Genomic DNA, 20,244 nt, shown 5'->3' on the forward strand with positions numbered 1-20,244 from the left:
AGTGAGCGATCTGGACCGGGCCGTCTGGCCCGCCCACGCACGCCGCGAGGCCGACGGTGCCGTCACCGTCGCCGGGGTCTCGGTGAACGCGCTCGCGGCCGAGTACGGCACGCCCCTGCTCGTGATCGACGAGGACGACTTCCGCGCCCGTTGCCGCGGCATGCGCGAGGCCTTCGGCGAGGACGCCGCGGTGCACTACGCCTCGAAGGCCTTCCTCTCCATGGAGATCGCCCGGTGGGTGCGCGACGAGGGCCTCAACCTGGACGTCTGCAGCGGCGGCGAACTGGCGGTCGCGCTGCGCGCCGGCTTCCCCGCGGAGCGGATCGCGTTGCACGGCAACAACAAGTCCGTCGCCGAGCTGGACTACGCCGTCGAATCCCGCATCGGCCACGTGGTCGTCGACTCGCTGTCGGAGATCGCCCGCCTCGACGCGGTCGCGGGGGAGCGGAACGTGGTGCAGGAGGTGCTGATCCGCCTCACGCCCGGCGTCGAGGCGCACACCCACGAATTCATCTCCACCGCGCACGAGGACCAGAAGTTCGGCTTCTCGCTGGCCGCGTCGAGCCCCGAATCCGGCTCGGCCGACGGTGATTCGCCGGCCATGCGGGCCGTTACCGCGGTCTTCGCGGCCGACAACCTGCGCCTGGTGGGGCTGCACAGCCACATCGGCTCGCAGATCTTCGACGTCAACGGCTTCGAGATCGCCGCGCGCCGCGTTCTGGAGCTGCTGCGCGACGTCGTCGCCCGCTTCGGCGCGGAGAAGACCGCCCAGCTGAGCACGATCGACCTCGGCGGCGGCCTCGGCATCTCGTACACCGCGCACGACGATCCGCCGCCCGTGGCGGACCTCGCGGCGAAGCTGCGGCACATCGTCGAGACCGAGTCGGCCGCGCTGGGCCTGAAGACTCCGCACCTCGCGGTCGAGCCCGGTCGCGCGATCGCGGGCCCGCCCGGAATCACGCTCTACGAGGTGGGCACGATCAAGGACGTCGCGGTGGATTCCGAGGATGTTGCGGCCCAGGGCTTCCGGCGCTACGTCTCCGTGGACGGCGGCATGAGCGACAACATCCGCACCGCGCTGTACGGCGCGGAGTACACCGCCGTGGTCGCGAGCCGCGACCCAGAGGGTGCGCCGGTGCGCTCGCGCATCGTCGGGAAGCACTGCGAGACGGGCGACATCGTGGTGCGCGACACCGACACTCCCGGTGACCTCGCGGAGGGCGATCTCCTGGCCGTCGCCGCGACGGGCGCCTACTGCTATTCGATGTCCAGCCGCTACAACATGCAGCCCCGACCGGCTGTGGTGGCGGTGAAGGACGGCACGGCGCGGCTCATCCTGCGCCGGGAGACCGTGGACGACCTGGTGAGCCTGGAGGTGCTCTGATGACCGAATCCGCACAGCAGAGGGAATTGGGCGTCGCTCTCCTCGGCATGGGCACCGTGGGCACCGAGGTGGCGCGCATTCTCGTGGAGAACGCCGCCGACCTCGAGGCCCGCGTCGGAGCCGAGCTCGTCATCCGCGGAATCGCGGTGCGCGACACCGCGAAGGACCGCGGCCTCAAGGCGCTCGGCCTCAAGAAGAGCCTGCTGACCGACGACGCGGAGGCCCTCGTCGGCCGCGACGACGTGGACATCGTGGTCGAGGTGATGGGCGGCATCGAGCCCACTCGCAGCCTGATGCTCAGCGCGTTCAAGGCCGGCAAGTCGGTGGTGACCGCGAACAAGGCGCTGCTCGCCGAGTACACCGGCCAGCTCGCGGACGCCGCCAACAAGGCCCGCGCCGACCTGTACTTCGAGGCGGCCGTGGCCGGCGCGATCCCCGTGATCCGCCCGCTGCAGCAGTCGCTCGCCGGCGATTCCGTGGAGCTGGTGGCGGGAATCGTCAACGGCACCACCAACTTCATCCTCTCCAACATGGCGGAGAAGGGCGAGGCCTACGAGACCGTGCTCGCCGAGGCGGGTCGCCTGGGCTACGCCGAGGCCGACCCCACCGCCGACGTCGAGGGCTACGACGCGGCATCGAAGGCCGCGATCCTCGCCTCGATCGCCTTCCACACCCGGGTGAAGGCCGCCGACGTCTACCGCGAGGGCATCACCGGAGTCACCGCGGCCGACATCGAGGCGGCCAAGGCCTTCGACTGCACCATCAAGCTGCTCGCGATCTGCGAGAAGTTCACCGACAAGTCGGGCTCCCAGCGGGTCTCGGCGCGCGTCTACCCGGCGCTCGTGCCCTTCAAGCACCCGCTCGCGAGCGTCGACGGCGCGTACAACGCCGTCTTCGTGGAGGCCGAGAACGCCGGCCGCCTGATGTTCTACGGCGCCGGTGCCGGCGGCGCCCCCACGGCGTCCGCCGTGATGGGCGACCTGGTGGCGGCCGCGCGCAACAAGGTGGTCTCGGGCCGCGGCCCCCGCGACTCGGTCTACGCCAAGCTGCCGATCGCGCCGATCGGCGAGGTGCTCACCCGGTACTACGTGGCGATGGAGGTCGCCGACCGCCCCGGTGTGCTCAGCGCCGTCGCCAACGAGTTCTCCGCGCGCGACGTCTCGATCAGCACCGTCCGCCAGCAGGCCGACACCCCCGATCGCGGCGCGCGGCTCGTGATCCTCACGCACAAGGCACCCGACTCGGCCCTGTCGGCCACCGTCGAGGCCCTGAAGAACCTGGACGTGGTGACCGCCGTGTCCTCCGTGCTCCGTCTGGAGGGAACCAGTGACTAATTCCGCGAACCCCGTGCACACCCCCTGGCCGGGCCTGATCACCGCCTATCGGGACCGCCTGCCCGTGTGCGACACCTGGGAGGCCGGCTGGGAGCCCGTCACCCTGCGCGAGGGCGCGACCCCGCTGCTGCCCGCCAAGGCACTCTCCGAGCTCACCGGCTGCGACGTGCACCTCAAGGTGGAGGGGCTCAACCCCACCGGCTCCTTCAAGGACCGCGGCATGACGATGGCCGTGACCGAGGCCAAGGCCACCGGCAAGAAGGGCGTGCTGTGCGCGTCCACCGGCAACACCTCCGCCTCGGCGGCCGCGTACGCCGCGATCGCCGGTATCGAATGCGCCGTGCTGGTGCCCGCCGGCAAGATCGCGATGGGCAAGCTGGCGCAGGCCGTCATGTACGGCGCGAAGATCATCGAGGTCGACGGCAACTTCGACGACTGCCTCGAGCTGGCGCGCAAGACCACCGCCACCTTCGACACCATCGCACTGGTGAACTCCGTGAACCCGGTCCGGATCGAGGGGCAGAAGACCGCGGCCTTCGAGATCGTGGACGCGCTCGGCAAGGCCCCCGACGTGCACGCGCTGCCCGTGGGCAACGCCGGCAACATCACCGCGTACTGGCGCGGCTACAGCGAGTACTTCGCCGACGGCGTGATCAGCAGCCGTCCGCGCATGCTCGGCGTGCAGGCCGCCGGCGCCGCGCCCCTGGTCAACGGGGCTCCCGTCAAGGACCCGGAGACCATCGCGACGGCCATCCGCATCGGCAGCCCCGCGTCCTGGAACCAGGCCGTGGCCGCCAAGGACGAGTCGAACGGCGAGTTCCGCGCCGCGACCGACGAGAAGCTGCTCGAGGCCTATCGCCTGATCGCCAAGGCCGAGGGCGTCTTCGTCGAGCCCGCGTCCGCCGCGTCCGTCGCCGGGCTGCTCGCCGCCACCGCCGACGGCTGGATCGAGAAGGGCTCGACGGTGGTCTGCACGGTGACCGGCAACGGGCTCAAGGATCCCGACACTGCGCTGAGCAGCCTGCCCGAGATCGCCCGGGTCGGCATCGACCCCGTCGCCGTGGCCTCCGCCATGGGCCTGACGGAGTAAGCGCGGCCGTGTCACCCGCTGCGAACGCGCCCCTCGTCCTGCCCGTCGGCCTGCGTGCCACCGTGACCGTGCCGGCGTCCAGTGCCAACCTCGGTCCGGGTTTCGACACCCTCGGCCTCGCGCTGGGGCTCTACGACGACGTCACCGTCGAGACCGTGGATCCCGAGACCGACGGCGACCTGACCGTCGAGATCACGGGGGAGGGCGCCGACGAGGTGCCCACCGACGACCGGCATCTCGTGGTCGTCGCGCTGCGCCGCACCCTGGCCCATCTCGGCGTGACCGCGCCGGGCCTGCGCCTGACCTGCGTGAACCGGATTCCGCACTCGCGTGGGCTGGGCTCCTCGGCGGCCGCCGCCGTGGCCGGGATCGCGGCCGCCGCGGCGCTGGCCGCCGACGCCGATGCGCCCCGCGGACTCACCACGGACGAGATGGTGCAGCTGGCCTCCGAGTTCGAGGGCCACCCGGACAACGCCTCGGCCAGCGTCCTCGGCGGCGCCGTCGTCGCGTGGACCGTGCCCGCGGTACCCGTCCCCGACGTGGCCGGCTACCGCGATCACGCGGCGGCGAGTGCGGCACCGTCGGCCCCCGTGCACTACGGCGCGCGCCGGGTGGACGTGCACCCCGACATCCGGGCGTACGCCTTCGTGCCCGACGTGCAGTCGTCGACCTCGGTGACCCGCGGCATGCTGCCCCGCCTGGTGCCGCACGCCGACGCCGCGTTCAACGCCTCGCGGGCCGCGCTGATGGTGCTGGCACTCACCGCGCACCCCGACCTGCTGCTCGACGCCACCGAGGACCGGCTGCACCAGCGGTACCGCGCGGCGTCGATGAAGGAGTCCTTCGCGCTGGTCGAGCGCCTGCGCGCGGCCGGCGTGGCCGCGGCCATCTCCGGTGCCGGGCCCACCGTGCTGGCGCTGACGCCGCAGGCGCTGCCCACTCGGCTCTCGGACGCCGCCGCCGAGGCCGGCTTCACTGTGCGCGAACTCCCCATCGCCGACGGGGTCTCGCGCAGCTGACGCGCGGCGCTCGTGCGGACGCGGCGCGTGTGCGGAAGGCCTGCCGCGCACCGGTCGCGACTGCGCGGACGCGGCGCGTGCGCATGGCCGCGGGGCGTGCGCGGCGTGGTAGCCGAGGGCTCGGCCGTGGGTGGATCGCCGGCGCGGAACCCGAAACGCGGGGGCGGTGATTGCCGGGGGCCGGGGGCCGCGCTATCATGGCAAAAGTGTCCGACGAATGCGCGGACGCTACTTCGGCACTTTGCCATTTCCACGCCCAGCAACCAGCTCCGGACGTGTTGGCGCGCCGGTCTCCACATCAGGCCGAGACATCTGTGCCCCCGCCGGAAACGCGGGGCCCGGCAGCCGAAGCGCATACAAGCACCTTCGTCATTCGTGCGTCGCCCGCGAAAAATCCTGTGCAGCAAGACAGGACAGTCCGGGGAGCACGGTAGGCCCCTGCTCCCGCGCTGCGTGAGGAGGGAATTGAAAGGAACTCCGTGACCGAAACGGACGTGACCACCAGCCCGGAGACGGCCACCGCCTCGGCGAGCACCACGCGGGCCGACGAGCGGCGCCGCTCGGGCCTCAACGGCATGGTGCTGGCCGAACTCCGCGCTATCGCGAGTGAGCTGGGGATCAAGGGCATCTCCGGCCTGCGCAAGGGCGATCTGATCGCCGCGATCAACGACCACGGCGGCGCACCCAAGGGCGCGCCGAAGGCCGCGAAGGCCGCCGCCCCGAAGGCGGAGGCGAAGGCCACCGCGACGGAGACGGCCACGGCCGAGGCTCCGGCGGAGGTGCCCGCGGACGCCCCGAAGTCGGAGGCCCGTGAGTCCCGCGGCACCCGCGCCCCCCGGGCCGAGAAGGCCGAGCAGCCGGCGGGCAACGCCGATGCGCCGGCCGAAGCCGCCACGAACGAGGCCGCCACGAACGGGGCCGTCAAGAACGAGGCGCCCAAGAACGACGGCGAGCAGGGCCAGCAGCGTGAGGGCGGCCAGCGCCGCGAGCGCAATCAGCGGCGCGGCAACCAGAACGGCAACCAGGGCCAGGACGGCGACAACCGTCAGCAGGGCGATCGCCAGCAGGGCGAGGGCCGGCAGGATCGCCAGCAGGGCGGCCGCCAGCAGGGCGAGGGCCGGCAGGATCGCCAGCAGGGCGAGGGCCGTCAGCGGGGTAACAACGGCCCGTCGACCGATCAGAACCAGAACAACGGCCCCGACGAGGGCGACGGCCAGGGGCGCCGCGGGCGCCGCTTCCGTGAGCGTCGCCGCGGACGCGACCGCAACCAGAACGACAGTGAGCCGCAGGTCAGCGAGGACGACGTCCTGCAGCCCGTGGCCGGCATCCTCGACGTGCTCGACAACTACGCCTTCGTGCGCACGTCGGGTTACATCGCCGGGCCGAACGACGTCTACGTCTCGATGAACATGATCCGCCGCAACGGCCTGCGCCGCGGCGACGCGATCACCGGTGCCGTGAAGATGCCCCGCGACGGCGAGTCCGGCGACGGTGGCAACCAGGGCGGCGGAGGCGGTCGCGGCAACCAGAACAACCGGCAGAAGTTCAACCCGCTGGTGCGCCTGGACTCGGTCAACGGCCAGGACGTCGAATCGGCGAAGAACCGGCCCGAGTTCAACAAGCTCACGCCGCTCTACCCCAACCAGCGGCTGCGCCTCGAGACCGCGCAGAACATCCTCACCACCCGCGTGATCGACCTGATCATGCCCATCGGCAAGGGCCAGCGCGCGCTGATCTCGGCCCCGCCGAAGGCCGGTAAGACCACGGTGCTGCAGGACATCGCCAACGCGATCGCCACCAACAACCCCGAGTGCTACCTCATGGTGGTGCTGGTGGACGAGCGTCCGGAGGAGGTGACCGACATGCAGCGCAGCGTGCGCGGCGAGGTCATCAGCTCCACCTTCGACCGCCCGCCGTCAGACCACACCTCGGTCGCCGAGCTGGCCATCGAGCGGGCCAAGCGGCTCGTCGAGGGCGGCAAGGACGTGGTGGTGCTGCTCGACTCGATCACCCGCCTGGGCCGCGCCTACAACAACAGCTCGCCGGCGTCGGGCCGCATCCTCTCGGGCGGTATCGATTCGACGGCCCTGTACCCGCCCAAGCGGTTCCTGGGCGCGGCGCGCAACATCGAGAACGGCGGCTCGCTGACGATCATCGCCACCGCGCTGGTCGAGACCGGCTCCACCGGCGACACCGTGATCTTCGAGGAGTTCAAGGGCACCGGCAACGCCGAGCTCAAGCTCGACCGCAAGATCTCGGAGCGGCGCGTCTTCCCGGCCGTCGACGTCGCGGCGTCGAACACCCGTAAGGACGAGCTGATCATGGCGCCCGACGAGGCCGCCGTGGTGAACAAGCTGCGCCGCCTGCTCGCCGCGCTGGACAGCCAGCAGGCCATCGACCTGCTGATCAGCCAGCTCAAGAAGACGCAGAACAACATCGAGTTCCTCATGACGGTGCAGAAGAACAGCGGCTTCGGCGACAACGACTGATCCGCTCCGTCTCCGCGAAAGGCGCGCCCCGCAGGGCGCGCCTTTCGTCGTCCGCGGGCCGGCGCGGCGGCCCGTCGGGCTATTGCGGGAGGGCGGGAGTGATGGCCTTCGCGATCTCCGCACCGCGATTGCAGTCGCGGTTGCCCACCTTCTGCATGCCGATGTACAGGACGCCGTTGGACAGTGACTTGTAGGCGGTCACGCAGTAGTCGGGCGTGCTGGTGTTCGTGCTCGGCACGGTGAAGGAGCGCCACTTCGTCGAACCCGGGACCGTGACGGGCGTGCCCGTCTCCCAGGAGTTCGAGCCGGAGAAGGTCGCGAACTTCACGTCCGCGTTGCTGGCCTTGGAGTCCGAGCCCTTGCACGCGAACTTCACGCCCTCGGTGCCGCGCTGGCCGGGATCGTCGGTCAGCGGGCTGATGCCCAGCGACGCGATCGTGGTCGCCGGTAGCAGGCACGGGTCGATGAAGCCGTCCCGCAGCGTGGACGTGTTGTTGACCGGCGCCGCCGTCGTGGTGGTGGCGGGCGTGCTGGAGGCGGCACTCGTCGGCGCGGCGGAGGCGTCGTCGCTCGAGCCCGTGCTGAGCACGAGGATTGAGATCGCGGCGACCGCCACCACGACGACGGCGGCGATCGCGCCGATGACCACGCCCTTCTTCGTCCCTCCGGACTGTGGCGCCGGCCCCGTCAGGCCCATCGGGGCGCCCTGCCACGCGCCCTGCGGCGGCGCGGCCGGCCCGCCGGGAGGCGTGATCGGGCCCGACGGGCGGGCGAAGGGCTGCGACGGTGCGCCGCGGAAGGGCGGGGGAGTGGCGGCGCCGCGGACGGGGCCCGGCGGCGGGGTCGCGATGCGGGCCGTCGGGTTCGACGGTGCCGGCGCGTACACGCCCGAGGCGGCCGCGCGCAGGGCGCGGGCGAACTCCTCGCACGTGGCGAACCGCTGCTGCGGCGACTTCGCCATCGCCCGCGCGATGACGGCGTCGATCGCCGGCGGCAGGCCCGGACGCTGCCGCGACGGCACCGGCGGCGGCGCCATGAGGTGATCGCGGATCACCGCCGTCCCGCTGCTCGCGCCGTAGGGCTTCGCGCCCGTGAGCAACTGCACCGTCGTGCCCGCCAGGCTGTACTGGTCGCTGCGGCCGTCCACGGGATCGCCGCTGAGCTGCTCCGGCGAGGCGTAGTCGAGCGTGCCGACGACCATCCCGACCGAGGTCAGGTCGCTGTGCTCCTGCTGCTGCCGGGCGATGCCGAAATCGCCGAGCATCACCCGCGGGGTGCTCCCGGTGGTGTCGATCATGATGTTGCCGGGCTTGACGTCGCGGTGGAGCAGGCCGCGGGCATGGGCGTGGTCCAGGGCGGCGGCCACCGCGTCCACGATGGTGAGCACCTGATCGACGGGGATGCCGTGCGGATTGCTCGCGAGCAGCGCGGAGGCGTCCTGCCCGGGCACCAGCTTCATCGACATCCACAGCCGGCCGGCGTCGTTACCGCGGTCGTAGACCGGCACGATGTTCGGGTGGTCCAGCCCCGCGGCCATGTCGGCCTCCCGCTCGAAGCGCGCGCGATAGGTCGGATCGCCGGAGAAGGCGGTGGGCAGCACCTTGAGGGCGTCCACCCGCGGCAGGCGGGGATGGCGGGCCGCGTACACCGCGCCCATCCCGCCCGCGCCCAGCAGGCGCTCCACAACGTACCCGCCGATCACGGTTCCGGCGGGCTCGACCGCCGGTCCATTGCCTGACTCGCTCACGTCGCCACTCCCGTGCTTCTCACCGACTCGGCCCCGCCCGCCCCACGGCAGCGCGGTCCTCCTGACTGTCGCTAGCCAACACCGTCCGGCTTGCGGCCCGCCAGTCAACGGCCAAACGTCGCCCGCATCGTGATCCTCGCCCGCGATCGCCGCCGGGAATTTCTCGAAGAGCTGTGCGTTCTGGCATACTGGAACGTCGGTATGGGTTCCGGTTCACGGTCCTGGCGCACGCCAGGGGCGACCCGGCGACCAAGAACGAGAAGGACGGCAATCATGAAGCAGGGGATCCACCCCGATTACGTGGCCACCACCGTTGTCTGCGGTTGCGGTAACACGTTCGAGACGCACAGCACCAAGGCCGACGGCCGCATCAACGTCGAGGTCTGCTCGCAGTGCCACCCGTTCTACACGGGCAAGCAGAAGATCCTCGACACCGGCGGCCGCGTCGCCCGGTTCGAGAAGCGCTACGGCAAGCGCCCCAGCAAGGCTGCGGCCTCCGAGTAGCCGTCCCGCCGACGCCCGTCCTGCCCCGCAGGCCGGGCGTCGGCGCGTTTCACGGGCCTGACCGCCGCACCGTCTTCCCGCTCCGTTCGAGAAAGGCACCTCCGCCATGAGCGCCTCGTCCCCCTCCGCGATCGACGACATCCTCGCCGAGTACGCCGGTCTCGAACAGCAGATGTCCGATCCGGCGCTGCACAACGACCCCACCGCCGCGCGCAAGGTGGGCAAGCGCTTCGCCGAGCTCGCGCCCATCATGGCGACCCACCGCAAGCTGGAGGCAGCCCGCGAGGACCGCGACGCCGCCCAGGAGCTGGCCGCCGACGACTCCTCCTTCGCCGACGAGGTCACCGCCCTGACGGAGCAGATCGACGCACTCGAGCAGCAGCTCACCGACCTGCTCGCGCCGCGCGACCCGCACGACTCCGACGACGTGGTCCTCGAGGTCAAGTCCGGCGAGGGCGGCGAGGAATCCGCCCTGTTCGCCGGCGACCTCGCCCGCATGTACCTGCGCTACGCCGAACAGCGCGGCTGGAAGGTCGAGACCCTGGGCGCCACCTACTCGGACCTCGGCGGCTACAAGGACGCCACGTTCTCGATCAAGTCCCGCGGCCCCGGCGCCGACGGCACCATCGACGGGGTCTGGGCCCGGATGAAGTTCGAGGGCGGCGTGCACCGCGTCCAGCGCGTCCCCGCCACCGAGAGCCAGGGCCGCATCCACACCTCCGCCGCCGGCGTGCTCGTCTACCCCGAGCCCGACGAGGTCGAGGAGGTGCAGATCGACGAGTCGGACCTGCGCATCGACGTCTACCGGTCCTCCGGCAAGGGCGGCCAGGGCGTCAACACCACCGACTCCGCCGTGCGCATCACCCACCTGCCGACGAACATCGTCGTGACCTGCCAGAACGAGCGCTCGCAGCTGCAGAACAAGGCCCGCGCCATGCAGGTGCTCGCCGCGCGTCTGCAGGCCCTCAAGGAGGAGGAGGCCGAGGCCGCCGCGTCGGACTCCCGTGCCGCGCAGATCCGCACCGTCGACCGGTCCGAGCGGATCCGCACCTACAACTTCCCCGAGAACCGCATCGCCGATCACCGCATCGGCTACAAGTCGCACAACCTCGACCAGGTCCTCGACGGTGACATGGATGCTCTGCTGGACGCGCTGCAGGTCGCCGAACGGCAGGCCCGGCTCGAGGCGGAGTGAGACCCACCCGGCTCGCCGCCGCCGCGACCGCCCGCCTCGCGGAGGCCGGCGTCCCGTCGGCCCGGTTCGACGCGGAGGTACTGCTCGCCGAAGCCCTGGGCATCGACCGGGGCCGCCTCCCGATCGCCGACGACGCCACCGTCGCGCAGGCGAACGCCTACGAGGCCCTCATCGCCCGCAGGGCGGCCCGCGAGCCCTTGCAGCACATCCTGGGCCGTGCCTACTTCGGGCCGCTCACGCTCGCCGTGGGGCCCGGCGTCTTCGTCCCGCGACCCGAGACCGAACTGCTCGCCGCGTGGGCCGCACGACAGGTCGGGCGCGGTGCCGCGATCGTCGACCTCTGCGCGGGTTCGGGCGCCCTGGGCCTCTACCTCGCGGCGACGGTGCCCGCCGCCCGCGTCGTGCTCGTCGAGCGCGACCCCGACGCCCTGGCCTACCTGCGGCGCAACGCCGCGGGCGCCGGACCGGAGGTGACGGTGCTCGACGCCGACGTGCGCGACCCGGGGCTGCCGGACCGCCTGACCGGCCTGCTCGGCACCGTCGACCTGGTCGTCAGCAATCCGCCGTACGTGCCCGACGGTGCGCCGCTCGACCGGGAGGCCGCCGCCGACCCCGCCCTCGCCCTCTTCTCCGGCGCCGACGGGCTGGACCTGATGCGCGACCTCGCGCCGCTCGCGGCCCGGCTCCTGGCGGGCGGGGGAGCGGTCGGCGTGGAACACGACGACAGCAACGGCGCCGGCACCGCCGAGCTCCTGCGCGCAGCCGGCTTCGGCGGCGTCACCGAGCACCGGGACCTCGCGGGCAGGCCGCGATACGTGACTGGCAGGATGGAGACGTGAGCATCGCCAGCCGCGCCTTCGACTGCACCGACCCCGATTCCCGCGCCGCGGGCCTGAACGCCGCCCGCGCCGCGGTGAAGGGCGGACGCCTCGTGGTGATGCCGACCGACACGCTCTACGGCATCGGCTGCGACGCCTTCGACGGTCGCGCGGTGGCCGACCTGCTCGCCGCGAAGAACCGCGGCCCCGACATGCCGGTCGGCGTCCTCGTCGGCTCCTGGAACACCATCGACGGGCTCGTCAGCCGCGTCAGCGACGCGGCCCGCGAGCTGACCCGCGCCTTCTGGCCCGGTGCGGTCTCGCTCGTCGTGGAGCAGGCGCCCAGCCTGGCCTGGGACCTCGGGGACACCCGCGGCACCGTCATGCTGCGGATGCCGCTGCACCCCGTCGCGATCGAGCTGCTGCGCGAGGTCGGCCCGATGGCCGTCTCCAGCGCCAACGTCTCCGGTCGCCCGCCCGCCGCCACCATGCTGGAGGCGCGCGATCAGCTGGGCGACTCCGTCGACGTCTACCTCGACGGCGGACCGTCGGAGCACGCCGTCGCCTCGAGCATCATCGACCTGTCCGGCCCGCAGCCCCGCGTGCTGCGCGAGGGCGCCGTGAGCACCGCCCGGATCGCCGAGGTCCTCGGCGTCAGCGCCGAGTCGCTGGGCTGAGCCGGTCTCCCGGGGGCGCTACTTCCCCGGGAGCATGCCCCCCACGCCACCGACGTCGGTGATCTGCCAATCCTTGCTCTGGTCGAGAGTGAGGTCGTAGGCGGTGATGACCTCGCGGCCGCTGGTCGCCTGGGCGTTGGTGGCTTCCACCTTGACGTAGGCCCTGACCTTGTAGACGGGGCCCGACTGCGAAGTGACCACGGCGTCCAGGACGGTCCCCTTGGACACCCATTGCAGCGGCTGCAGCAGCTGGTTCATCGCGCCGGCGGTGGCCTCGAGCTTGGTCTTCAGCTCCGGCGAGACGCCCTTGGTCAGGCCGGCGCGCCAGGGACCCAGGTCCCGGTAGTCGAACGTGGAGGCGCCGGCCGCGTAGTCGGCGGAGATCTTCTCGGCGCGGGCCTTGTCGGCGGCGGTCTGCTTGAGGTGGTCCAGCTCCGAGGTCGCGGTGTCGGCGTTGCGCTGGGCCGTGGTGGCGCGGTCGTCCGCTCCGGCCCAGAGGACCGCGAAGGTCACCGTCGACGCCAGGAGGGCCAGGACGAGGACTGCGGCGACCACGAGCCCGACAACGAGTCCGGTGGACCGGCGAGGCGGGGGAGTGGGGGCGCCGTACCCGGAGGGGACGAATCCGGGCGGCGGGAACTGCGGCTGATTCACTTTTCGATACTTGCACATGCGTCCCCGACGACGAAGCGCCGAGGCCCGGGTGGGCCTCGGCGCTTCGTTCGTGGATGCGGACGGATCAGTTACCGGGAGCGGGGGCCGCGGGCGCCGTGGTGGGAGCGCCGGGGGTCGGCGCCTCCGGCTCGGACGCGGCGCTGGCGGGAACGCCACCGCCGACGCCACCGACATCGGTGATCTGCCAGTCCTTGCTCTTGTCCAGCGTCACGTTGTAGACGGTGACGACCTCGCGGCCGCTGCTGGCCTGCACGTTCGTGGCCTCGACCTTGACGTAGGCGCTGACCTTGTAGACGGGGCCCGACTGCGAGTTCACCACGGCGTCGGTGACGGTGCCCTTGGAGACCCACTGCAGCGGCTGCAGCAGCTGGTTCATCGCACCGACGGTGGCCTCGAGCTTGGTCTTCAGCTCCGGCGAGACGCCCTTGGTCAGGGCGGTGCGCCACGGACCGAGGTCGTGGTAGTCGAAGGTCGACGCGCCCGCGGCGTACTCCGCAGCCACCTTCTCGGCCTGCGCCTTATCTGCGGCCGCCGCCTTGAGATCGTTGAGCTCGTTGCGCTTGCTGTTCCAGAGCAGCCCGAAGACGATCGTGCCCGCGAGCAGCGCGATGATGACGACGGTGACGACGACGGTCGTGATCGTGGCACCGGCGGTCGGGTTCGCGGACCGGCCGCGGACCTCGGCCGCCCGCGGCGCCGGGCGACGCCGCACGGGGGCCGTCGCCTCCTCGTCGTCGTCCGCCGGGGGAGCGGGGCGCTTCTTCACGGCGGAGCCGCTGAACTCGGCCTTCTCCGCCTTCTCGGCCTTCTCCGCCTTCTCGACGGAGGCGGCGGTCTCGTCGGCGGTGTCCTGCGCGGTCTCCTCGGTCGTCGCGGCCTCGTCGGCGAGGTTCTTGTCGTCCGGGGTGGAATCAGTCACTTGTCGCGTTGCCAATCGTGTCGTGGTTCGTCTCGGCCGCCGGGGCGGCCATTGCGGCGGTCGGCCGGCGCTACTTCTTCGGTGGGATGACCACCGTGAGGTTCGCGGCACCGTCCGAACCGACAGTGTTCAACGCCTGCGAGAGTAGCGCGGCCATGTCGATCTGCGGCAGCACGTCCGTCAGGGCCTGCACCACCGGTACCAGCGGGGCGTTGATCGTGCCCAGGTTCGCGAGCAGCTTGCTGGTGTTCGGGGCGATCTTGAACAGGTTCGGGTTGACCGTCTTGACCAGCATGTCGGGGCCGTTGATGCCCTTCATGAGGGTGTCGAGGGCCTTGAGCATCTCGACGTCCTTCGTGACGAACGTCCGGGTGGACGGGCCGAACTCGGCGATCGCACCGGGCAGCCAGTTCATGTCGGACTGGTAGTTCTGCGTGTTCTCCATCATCCGGCGGATGTTCGGCATCCGGGACGAGATCGTGCGGGCCAGCAGGTCACCGGCCGTCGACAGGTTCGGCAGCGAGCCCTGGGTGTTGCTCGTCGCGTCCGCCAGCGTCTCGGTGATGCCGCCGAGGTCCGTCGAGTTGATGCTGCTCGTCAGGCCCGAGATCAGCTTGAAGGTCTCGGGCAGGGACAGCGGCTGCTTGATCTTCGCGGTGTCGATCGTCGCGCCGTCCGCCAGGTACGGGCCCTGCAGGCTGTCCGGGCGGAAGTCCACGTACGGCTCACCCACGGCCGACAGCTGCTCGATGCGCAGGCCGGTCGCCGACGGGATCTTGTACTTGCCGTCGTAGCGGAAGTCGACGACGACCTTGCCGTCGCGCCGTTCGATGGTCTCCACGTTGCCCACCTTGACGCCGCGCAGCAGCACCGAGGAGCCCGGGAGCAGCTGGTTCGCGTTGTCGAGCTTCATGGTGATCGTGCGGTAGTCCGCGAGCGGGCGCCACTGCAGGACCGAGAACGCGATGTACGCGGTACCCAGCACCAGGACCAGTGCGAAGGTCAGGAGACTGAAGAAGGTGCTCTTTTTCACGGAACTGCTCCGACCATCCGAAGGTTGTTGACCGCCTGACGGGCGGCGTCGGCGGTGGGGACGCCGCCGTTGGTGCCCAGTTCCTTGACGTTGACCTTGGCGCCACTGCTCAGGAACGGCAGGATCTTGTTCTTGAGCAGGTCCTCGAGATTGGCGAGGTTCGCCTGGCGGCCGTTCATGTTGGGCCAGCCCGGGAACATCAGTGGCTTGATCACGCCCGCCACGACGGCGGTCGTGGTGTCGAGCAGCGGCGCGCTGAAGATCAGGGGCGAGAGTGCGTCGGACAGTCGGCTGAGCACCCGGATCGCGCCGGTCGTCAGGTCGAGCGTGTCGCCCAGCCAGTCGTCCTGCGGCCGCAGGAGCGCCACCAGGATGTCGTCGTTGTTGTTGACCGTCGTCACGAGGCTGCCGACCGAGGTGATCGCCTGGCTGACGTTGTCGTTCTGCCGGCCCAGGTCCACGACCGTCTGCGACACCGTCTTCACCAGGCCCGAGAGCTTCTGCGGATCCGCCGGCAGGTTGTCGTTGATCCGGCTGAACGTGTCCTGCAGCTGCATGAGGCTGCCGCTGCCCAGGAAGTTCGCGAGGTCCGCGAGGATGTCCTCGATCTGCGTGGGCGGCTTCGTCTGCGAGGTGGGCAGGGTGTCGCCCGCCTTGAGCGGGACGCCCGGCTTGCCCGGCGTGGTCTTGAGCGCCACGTAGGTGTCACCGAGGATCGTGTCCTGCTGCAGCGTCGCCGTCACCGTGTTCGGGACCTTGACGCCGTCCTGGATCTTGATGTCGACCACGGCCTTGTTGTCGGCCAGCGTGACCTTCTGCAGGCGGCCGGAGACGACACCGTCGAAGACGACCCGCGCGCGGTCGGGCAGGTTCAGCACGTTCGTGAAGTCCAGGTGCACGACGTAGCCCGAGCCGCCGCCCGGCTGGCCCGGGGCGGGGATCGTCGACGGGTTGAAGCCCAGGTTGCAGCCCGCCAGCATGCTGCCCGCCGCGATGCTCGCGACGCCCACCTGCAGGGTCCGCTTGTTCAGTGGATTGCGCATCAGTACGCCGCTCCCGTCGCGCGCAGCACCGTGGAGATGAGCTCCACGTTGACGTGGCCCGCATCGGCGACCGTGCACTGGCCCGGTGCGAACCGGTTCAGGTTGTTGCAGGTCTGAGCGGGGTTCTTGGACGGCACCAGCGCTGACGGCGGCCGGTACGTGATCTTGGTGGCCAGGGTCTTCTTGTCGACGCTCACCTGGAAGGCCCGGATCAGCGGCGGCAGGATGTTGAGCAGGTCGCCGAACTGCTTCGACGTCGCCGCCAGCAGCGTCGTGGCGGGCACCGTGACCTCGAGCAGGGGAGCGATGAACGCGCCGTACTTGTCGAAGACGGTGGCCAGCGTCTTCACCAGCGGAACGAGCTCCGGGAAGGCGTTGATACCGACGTCCATCAGCGGCTCGCCGACGTTCTTGATGCGGAAGGCGTACTTCGTGAGGAAGTCACGCATCTCGCCCCAGTTCTGGACCAGGCCGTCGGAGGCGGGGGCGAAGGCGTCGAGGATGGCCGCCACGTCGCCCATACCGGGGCCCGGGTTGCGCATCAGCTCGCCGAGCTTGTTGGTGAGCTGCGAGATCTCCGGGCCGGTGCCCTGGGTCGCCTTGTTCAGCGCGGGGATCGACGCCATCGCCTTGCGGAACTCGGCGTCGCCGCCGGCCGTGGTCAGGTCGTCGACGACCTTGGAGACCGCCTGCAGCGACTCGGTGATCGACAGGGGCGTCTTGGTGTTGGTGATGCACTTCCCGGGCTGCCACGTCGGGCCGCCCTTGTACGGCTCGAGCAGCTCGAGGCGGCGCTGGGCCACCAGCGAGTCCGCGACCGCGACGACGCCGACATTGGTCGGCAGTTTGCGGTCCGCGGGCAGGTCGAAGTCGACGCGGCTGGTCGCGCCGTTCGGCGTGATCTTGGTGATCTCGCCGATCGGGTAGCCGAACTGGGCGACCTTGCTGCCGGTGAACAGGCCCACCGAGTTGTCGAGGTCGGCGCAGTACGACGTGGTCTTGGTCGTGATCCCCTTGAACGCGACACCGCCGACGACGAGTGCCACGGCCACGAGGACCACGAACGCGGACATGGCGCCGCGCGAAGCGAGGAACTTACGCATCAGCAGGTCACCCCCGGGGACGGAATGCAGACATTGGTGGCCAGGAAGGTCTTCTCGGACTGGTTCAGCTGGATCGTGCCGTCCGGAGCGATCGTCTTCTGCAGCCCCGCGAGCATCTCCTTGGCGTTGGCGATCGCGGGCTCGGCCTGCTTGACGACCTCCTTGGCCTTCGCCACGAGAGCGTCGAACCGGCTGGCGAGCGGGTCGATGTTGTTGAGGTACACGTTCAGCAGGGGATTGAGGCGCTGCGTGAGCTCGGTGAGGCCCGTCAGGTAGGCCTGGAAACCGGAGAGGTTCACCTCGGCCGCCGCGAAGAACATGCTCATGTTCCGCATCAGCGACAGGAGCAGGTCACCGTTCTGGTTGACGGTGGTCGAGTACTCGCCCATCACCTTCACGAAGTCGCCGGCCTGATCCTGCTGGCGCAGGATGTTGTCGAACATCCGGTTGAACGTGGAGACGGTGTTGCGGATCGACTCCGGCTGGTCCTCGAGCGCCTGGTTCAGCTGCGACATGGACTCGCGGACCGGCGTCGCCTTGATCTTCTCGACCTTCGGCGTGGCCTGCTGGAAGGTCTCCAGGAGGCTGTAGGGCATTGTGACCCGGTCACTCGGGATCGGCTTGTCGCCGAGGCTCGTCGTGCCCATGGGGGTGACCGCCATGTAGTAGCCGCCGACCGTCGTGAGCATCTTCATCGACACCGTCGAGGCGTCGCCGATGAAGACGTCCTTGTCCACGCGGAACTTCACGCGGACGCGATCGTCGAGCAGCTTCACATCGGAGACCGAGCCGACGCTGATGCCGTCGACGCGCACGTCGACGCCGCTGCGCACGGCCTGCGCCTCCTTGAAGTCCGCCGAGTACTCCTTGGTGCCGGGCTGGAAGGTGAACAGGTATCCGCAGATCAGCAGGACGATCACGGCGATCAGGGCGCCGACGATGCCCCAGTTCAGCTGGTAGCGCCGGTCCTGTGCCGCCGTCGGCATCGGCCGGTTGAACAGACTCACTTTGGATTGCATACCGTCACCTTCTGGCCTGCGACGAAGAGGTTCATCATGCCGGGCAGCTTGGCCTGGCCGTTGCTGCACGTCAGCGAGACCGTGCCGCCCGCCTGCGGCTTCGTGCCCTCGTTGAGGAGCTGGACGATGCCCGGGAGCGTGGCCAGGGAGTTGACCAGCTGCTCGGCGAGCGGCATGGCGTTGCTCACGATGGCGTCCAGCGGCGGGTTCTCACCGCGGGTCAGGCCCAGTGCCGCGAGCAGGGCGTTGGTGCGGGTGACCACGCCCGAGGTCTTGTCCGACCAGTCGCGCATCGAGTCGACGTTGCTGGCCAGGGAGCGGGCGAACAGGTCGAGCTGCTGCAGCACCTTGGTCAGGCCGGGGGAGGCCCCGCCGATCGACTGGGAGACCGAGCCGAGGTTCGTGATCAGCTGGGTCAGCACGCGCTGACGGTCGTTGGAGACCGCCATCAGCTTGTCCAGCGATTCGAGCATCGGGCCGAGTCCCTGGCCGTTGCCCTGGATGACGCTCAGCACCGACTGGGTCAGGTGGTTGATGTCGTCCGCGTTCAGGGTCGAGAGCACGGGCTTGAGGCCCACGAACACCGTCGTGATGTCGAACGAGGACTGCGTGAACTTCTCCTCGATCGTGCTGCCGGCCTTGACCTGCGCCGCGGTGCTCTTCGGGTTCGGCTGGAGCTCCAGGAACCGCGAGCCGGTGAGGTTCTGGTACCGGATGGCCAGCGTGTCGTCGGCGCGGAACTTGCGGTCGTTCTGCAGCGAGAAGGTCACGGCGGCGTTCGAGATCCGGTGGTCGCTCGACTGCTCGACCTTGATGTCCTTGACCTTGCCGACCTGCACGCCGAGCATGCGGACGTCGTCACCGACCTTGAGGCCCGAGACGTCCTTGAACTTCGCGTGATACGTGCTCAGGTCCCCGTCCGGCGGCCGGGTCAGCGCCTGCATCACCAACAGCAACAGAACGATCATCACTGCGGCGAAGGCCACGATCTTGATCGAGGTCGCCTTCATTGACTTCATGGTGGCTCAGCTCCCAGGCTTCGGGGTCGGGGCGCTCGACGGGCTGCTCGGCTTCGAGGAGGACGGTGCGCCCTGGCTCGGCGCCGCCGGCTTCGTCTCGGCCGGCTTCTCGCCCGGCTTCGGCGGGATGTACTGGAACGTCGGTGCAGGCGGCAGCATCGCTCCGATCGCGGGGAAGTCGACCGACAGCCGAACGTTGAGGACCGGGCCGTTGGGGGTGTTCGGCATGGCCTTGCGCACGTTGTCGAGAAGCTGTCCGATCTGGATGCCGACGCCGGTGGCGCTTCCGTTCGGGAAGGCGTTCAGCAGCGGGATCATCAGGTTCACCAGCATAGGGCTGGCCGTCTTGAGGCCCTCGATCGCCTTCGGGTCGAGGATCTTCTGCAGGGCGGCCGTGAGGCTGTCCTTCTCGTCCGTGATCGCGTTCATCGTGGCCTTGCCGCGGTTCACCCAGCCCTTGTCGTGCACGGGCTTGAAGTTGTACAGCGTGCTCAGCGCCGGGATCATCGCCGCGGTCGTCGCGTCCGCGTTCTGGATCGACTGCGTGATGAGCGGGAAGGTCTGCGCGGTGGACAGGCGCTGGGTGTCCTGGACCGCCTGCGCGACGCTGCCGAGAGCGGTGAACAGCGGCAGCATGGCCTTCGACGAGGCGTCGAAGTTGAGCAGGATCTGGCTCATGTGCGGGCGCAGGGCGTCACTGTTGACGTCGCCGATCGTCATGATCATGTTCGACACGGTGTTGTCGGTGATCGGCTTGGTCGGCGCGATCTGAGCGCCCTCCTTCAGTGCCCCGCCCCCGTCGTGCGGGGTCAGGATGACCTCGGAGACGCCGAAGAGGTTACCGGCGGAGTACGCCGCCTCGACGTTGTTGGTCAGCGACTTTCCGTCGGCCTGCTTCATGGTGACCTTGACGCCCTGCTGGCCGTTGCCCAGCGCCGAGACGCCGGTGACGGTGCCCACCTGGATGCCCTGGATCCGGACGGGCGCGCCGTCCTTGATGCCGGCGGCCACCGCGGGGGAGCGGAGCGTGAACGAGAACTCGTCCTTGGGCCAGAGGGCCTTGACCAACCAGCCGACGAGCAGGATCGCGAGGATGACCGCGACCGCGATGATCCCGCGGCGCCGCAGCACCGAGCGCTCGATCGACATTCCGGGTACGGATACGACTCCCATTGG

General features: G+C 70.2%; 17 protein-coding genes and 1 pseudogene. 9 read left to right on the plus strand and 9 right to left on the minus strand.

Translation table 11 applies throughout. The features are described 5' to 3' along the window. Positions 1–10: 10 nt before the first annotated feature. From lysA to rho, 5 genes and pseudogenes are all read left to right on the plus strand, one after another. Positions 11–1,384, plus strand: a pseudogene (gene lysA, locus FK268_RS15980) (diaminopimelate decarboxylase); the annotation flags it as partial. Next, positions 1,384–2,718, plus strand: a complete 1,335-nt coding sequence (locus FK268_RS15985; RefSeq protein ID WP_146435749.1) for a homoserine dehydrogenase — start codon at positions 1,384–1,386, stop codon at positions 2,716–2,718. The pseudogene lysA and the gene FK268_RS15985, both read left to right, overlap by 1 nt. Beyond that, positions 2,711–3,808 carry a threonine synthase gene (gene thrC / locus FK268_RS15990; protein ID WP_146435751.1) on the plus strand — a complete coding sequence of 366 codons (1,098 nt, stop codon included), beginning with the start codon at positions 2,711–2,713 and terminating at the stop codon, positions 3,806–3,808. Before FK268_RS15985 ends, thrC begins: the two co-directional genes overlap by 8 nt. Positions 3,809–3,816: 8 nt before the next feature. Further along, positions 3,817–4,827, plus strand: coding sequence for a homoserine kinase (gene thrB, locus FK268_RS15995; RefSeq protein ID WP_146435753.1), 1,011 nt, complete (start codon positions 3,817–3,819; stop codon positions 4,825–4,827). 479 nt (positions 4,828–5,306) lie between these two features. Beyond that, complete coding sequence (rho, locus tag FK268_RS16000; protein WP_146435755.1) at positions 5,307–7,316, plus strand: transcription termination factor Rho; 2,010 nt, start codon at positions 5,307–5,309, stop codon at positions 7,314–7,316. A gap of 79 nt (positions 7,317–7,395) precedes the next feature. Here the strand turns inward: rho and FK268_RS16005 are convergent, their stop codons facing one another. After that, complete coding sequence (locus tag FK268_RS16005; RefSeq protein ID WP_146435757.1) at positions 7,396–9,063, minus strand: serine/threonine-protein kinase; 1,668 nt, start codon at positions 9,061–9,063, stop codon at positions 7,396–7,398. A gap of 273 nt (positions 9,064–9,336) precedes the next feature. On the opposite strand from FK268_RS16005, the gene rpmE reads away from it, so the two are divergent. From rpmE to FK268_RS16025, 4 genes are all read left to right on the plus strand, one after another. Further along, a complete protein-coding gene (gene rpmE / locus FK268_RS16010; protein WP_146435759.1) occupies positions 9,337–9,567 on the plus strand; it encodes a 50S ribosomal protein L31 in 231 nt (76 codons plus the stop codon). 106 nt (positions 9,568–9,673) lie between these two features. Then, complete coding sequence (gene prfA, locus FK268_RS16015; protein WP_146435761.1) at positions 9,674–10,762, plus strand: peptide chain release factor 1; 1,089 nt, start codon at positions 9,674–9,676, stop codon at positions 10,760–10,762. Then, positions 10,759–11,601, plus strand: a complete 843-nt coding sequence (prmC, locus tag FK268_RS16020) for a peptide chain release factor N(5)-glutamine methyltransferase (protein WP_146435762.1) — start codon at positions 10,759–10,761, stop codon at positions 11,599–11,601. Before prfA ends, prmC begins: the two co-directional genes overlap by 4 nt. Further along, positions 11,598–12,257: an L-threonylcarbamoyladenylate synthase gene (locus FK268_RS16025; protein WP_231707104.1), complete on the plus strand. Its 660-nt coding sequence runs from the start codon at positions 11,598–11,600 to the stop codon at positions 12,255–12,257. Before prmC ends, FK268_RS16025 begins: the two co-directional genes overlap by 4 nt. An 18-nt stretch (positions 12,258–12,275) precedes the next feature. Here FK268_RS16025 and FK268_RS16030 read toward each other — a convergent pair whose 3' ends face one another. The 8 genes from FK268_RS16030 to FK268_RS16065 all read right to left on the minus strand — a co-directional run bounded on the left by FK268_RS16030 (position 12,276) and on the right by FK268_RS16065 (position 20,241). Next, positions 12,276–12,911, minus strand: coding sequence for a hypothetical protein (locus tag FK268_RS16030; protein WP_146435764.1), 636 nt, complete (start codon positions 12,909–12,911; stop codon positions 12,276–12,278). A gap of 85 nt (positions 12,912–12,996) precedes the next feature. Next, positions 12,997–13,851 carry a hypothetical protein gene (locus tag FK268_RS24260; RefSeq protein ID WP_158636131.1) on the minus strand — a complete coding sequence of 285 codons (855 nt, stop codon included), beginning with the start codon at positions 13,849–13,851 and terminating at the stop codon, positions 12,997–12,999. Between the two features lie 70 nt (positions 13,852–13,921). Beyond that, positions 13,922–14,884 (minus strand): MlaD family protein, encoded by a 963-nt coding sequence (locus FK268_RS16040; RefSeq protein ID WP_146435766.1) that lies wholly within the window; start codon positions 14,882–14,884, stop codon positions 13,922–13,924. Beyond that, positions 14,881–15,927, minus strand: coding sequence for an MlaD family protein (locus FK268_RS24265; protein WP_158636132.1), 1,047 nt, complete (start codon positions 15,925–15,927; stop codon positions 14,881–14,883). Before FK268_RS24265 ends, FK268_RS16040 begins: the two co-directional genes overlap by 4 nt. After that, complete coding sequence (locus FK268_RS16050; protein ID WP_146435768.1) at positions 15,927–17,030, minus strand: MlaD family protein; 1,104 nt, start codon at positions 17,028–17,030, stop codon at positions 15,927–15,929. Before FK268_RS16050 ends, FK268_RS24265 begins: the two co-directional genes overlap by 1 nt. After that, the gene (locus tag FK268_RS16055; RefSeq protein ID WP_146435770.1) at positions 17,030–18,049 is read right to left on the minus strand and encodes an MlaD family protein; all 1,020 of its coding nucleotides are present in this window, start codon (positions 18,047–18,049) and stop codon (positions 17,030–17,032) included. Before FK268_RS16055 ends, FK268_RS16050 begins: the two co-directional genes overlap by 1 nt. Continuing rightward, entirely contained in the window at positions 18,034–19,059 is a 1,026-nt protein-coding gene (locus FK268_RS16060; RefSeq protein ID WP_158636133.1) for an MCE family protein, read from the minus strand. The genes FK268_RS16055 and FK268_RS16060 overlap by 16 nt, the downstream gene beginning before the upstream one ends. A 15-nt stretch (positions 19,060–19,074) precedes the next feature. Beyond that, entirely contained in the window at positions 19,075–20,241 is a 1,167-nt protein-coding gene (locus FK268_RS16065) for an MlaD family protein (RefSeq protein WP_146435774.1), read from the minus strand. Positions 20,242–20,244: the final 3 nt, after the last annotated feature.

This window comes from Tsukamurella sputi (assembly GCF_007858445.1).
GTDB lineage: Bacteria > Actinomycetota > Actinomycetes > Mycobacteriales > Mycobacteriaceae > Tsukamurella > Tsukamurella sputi.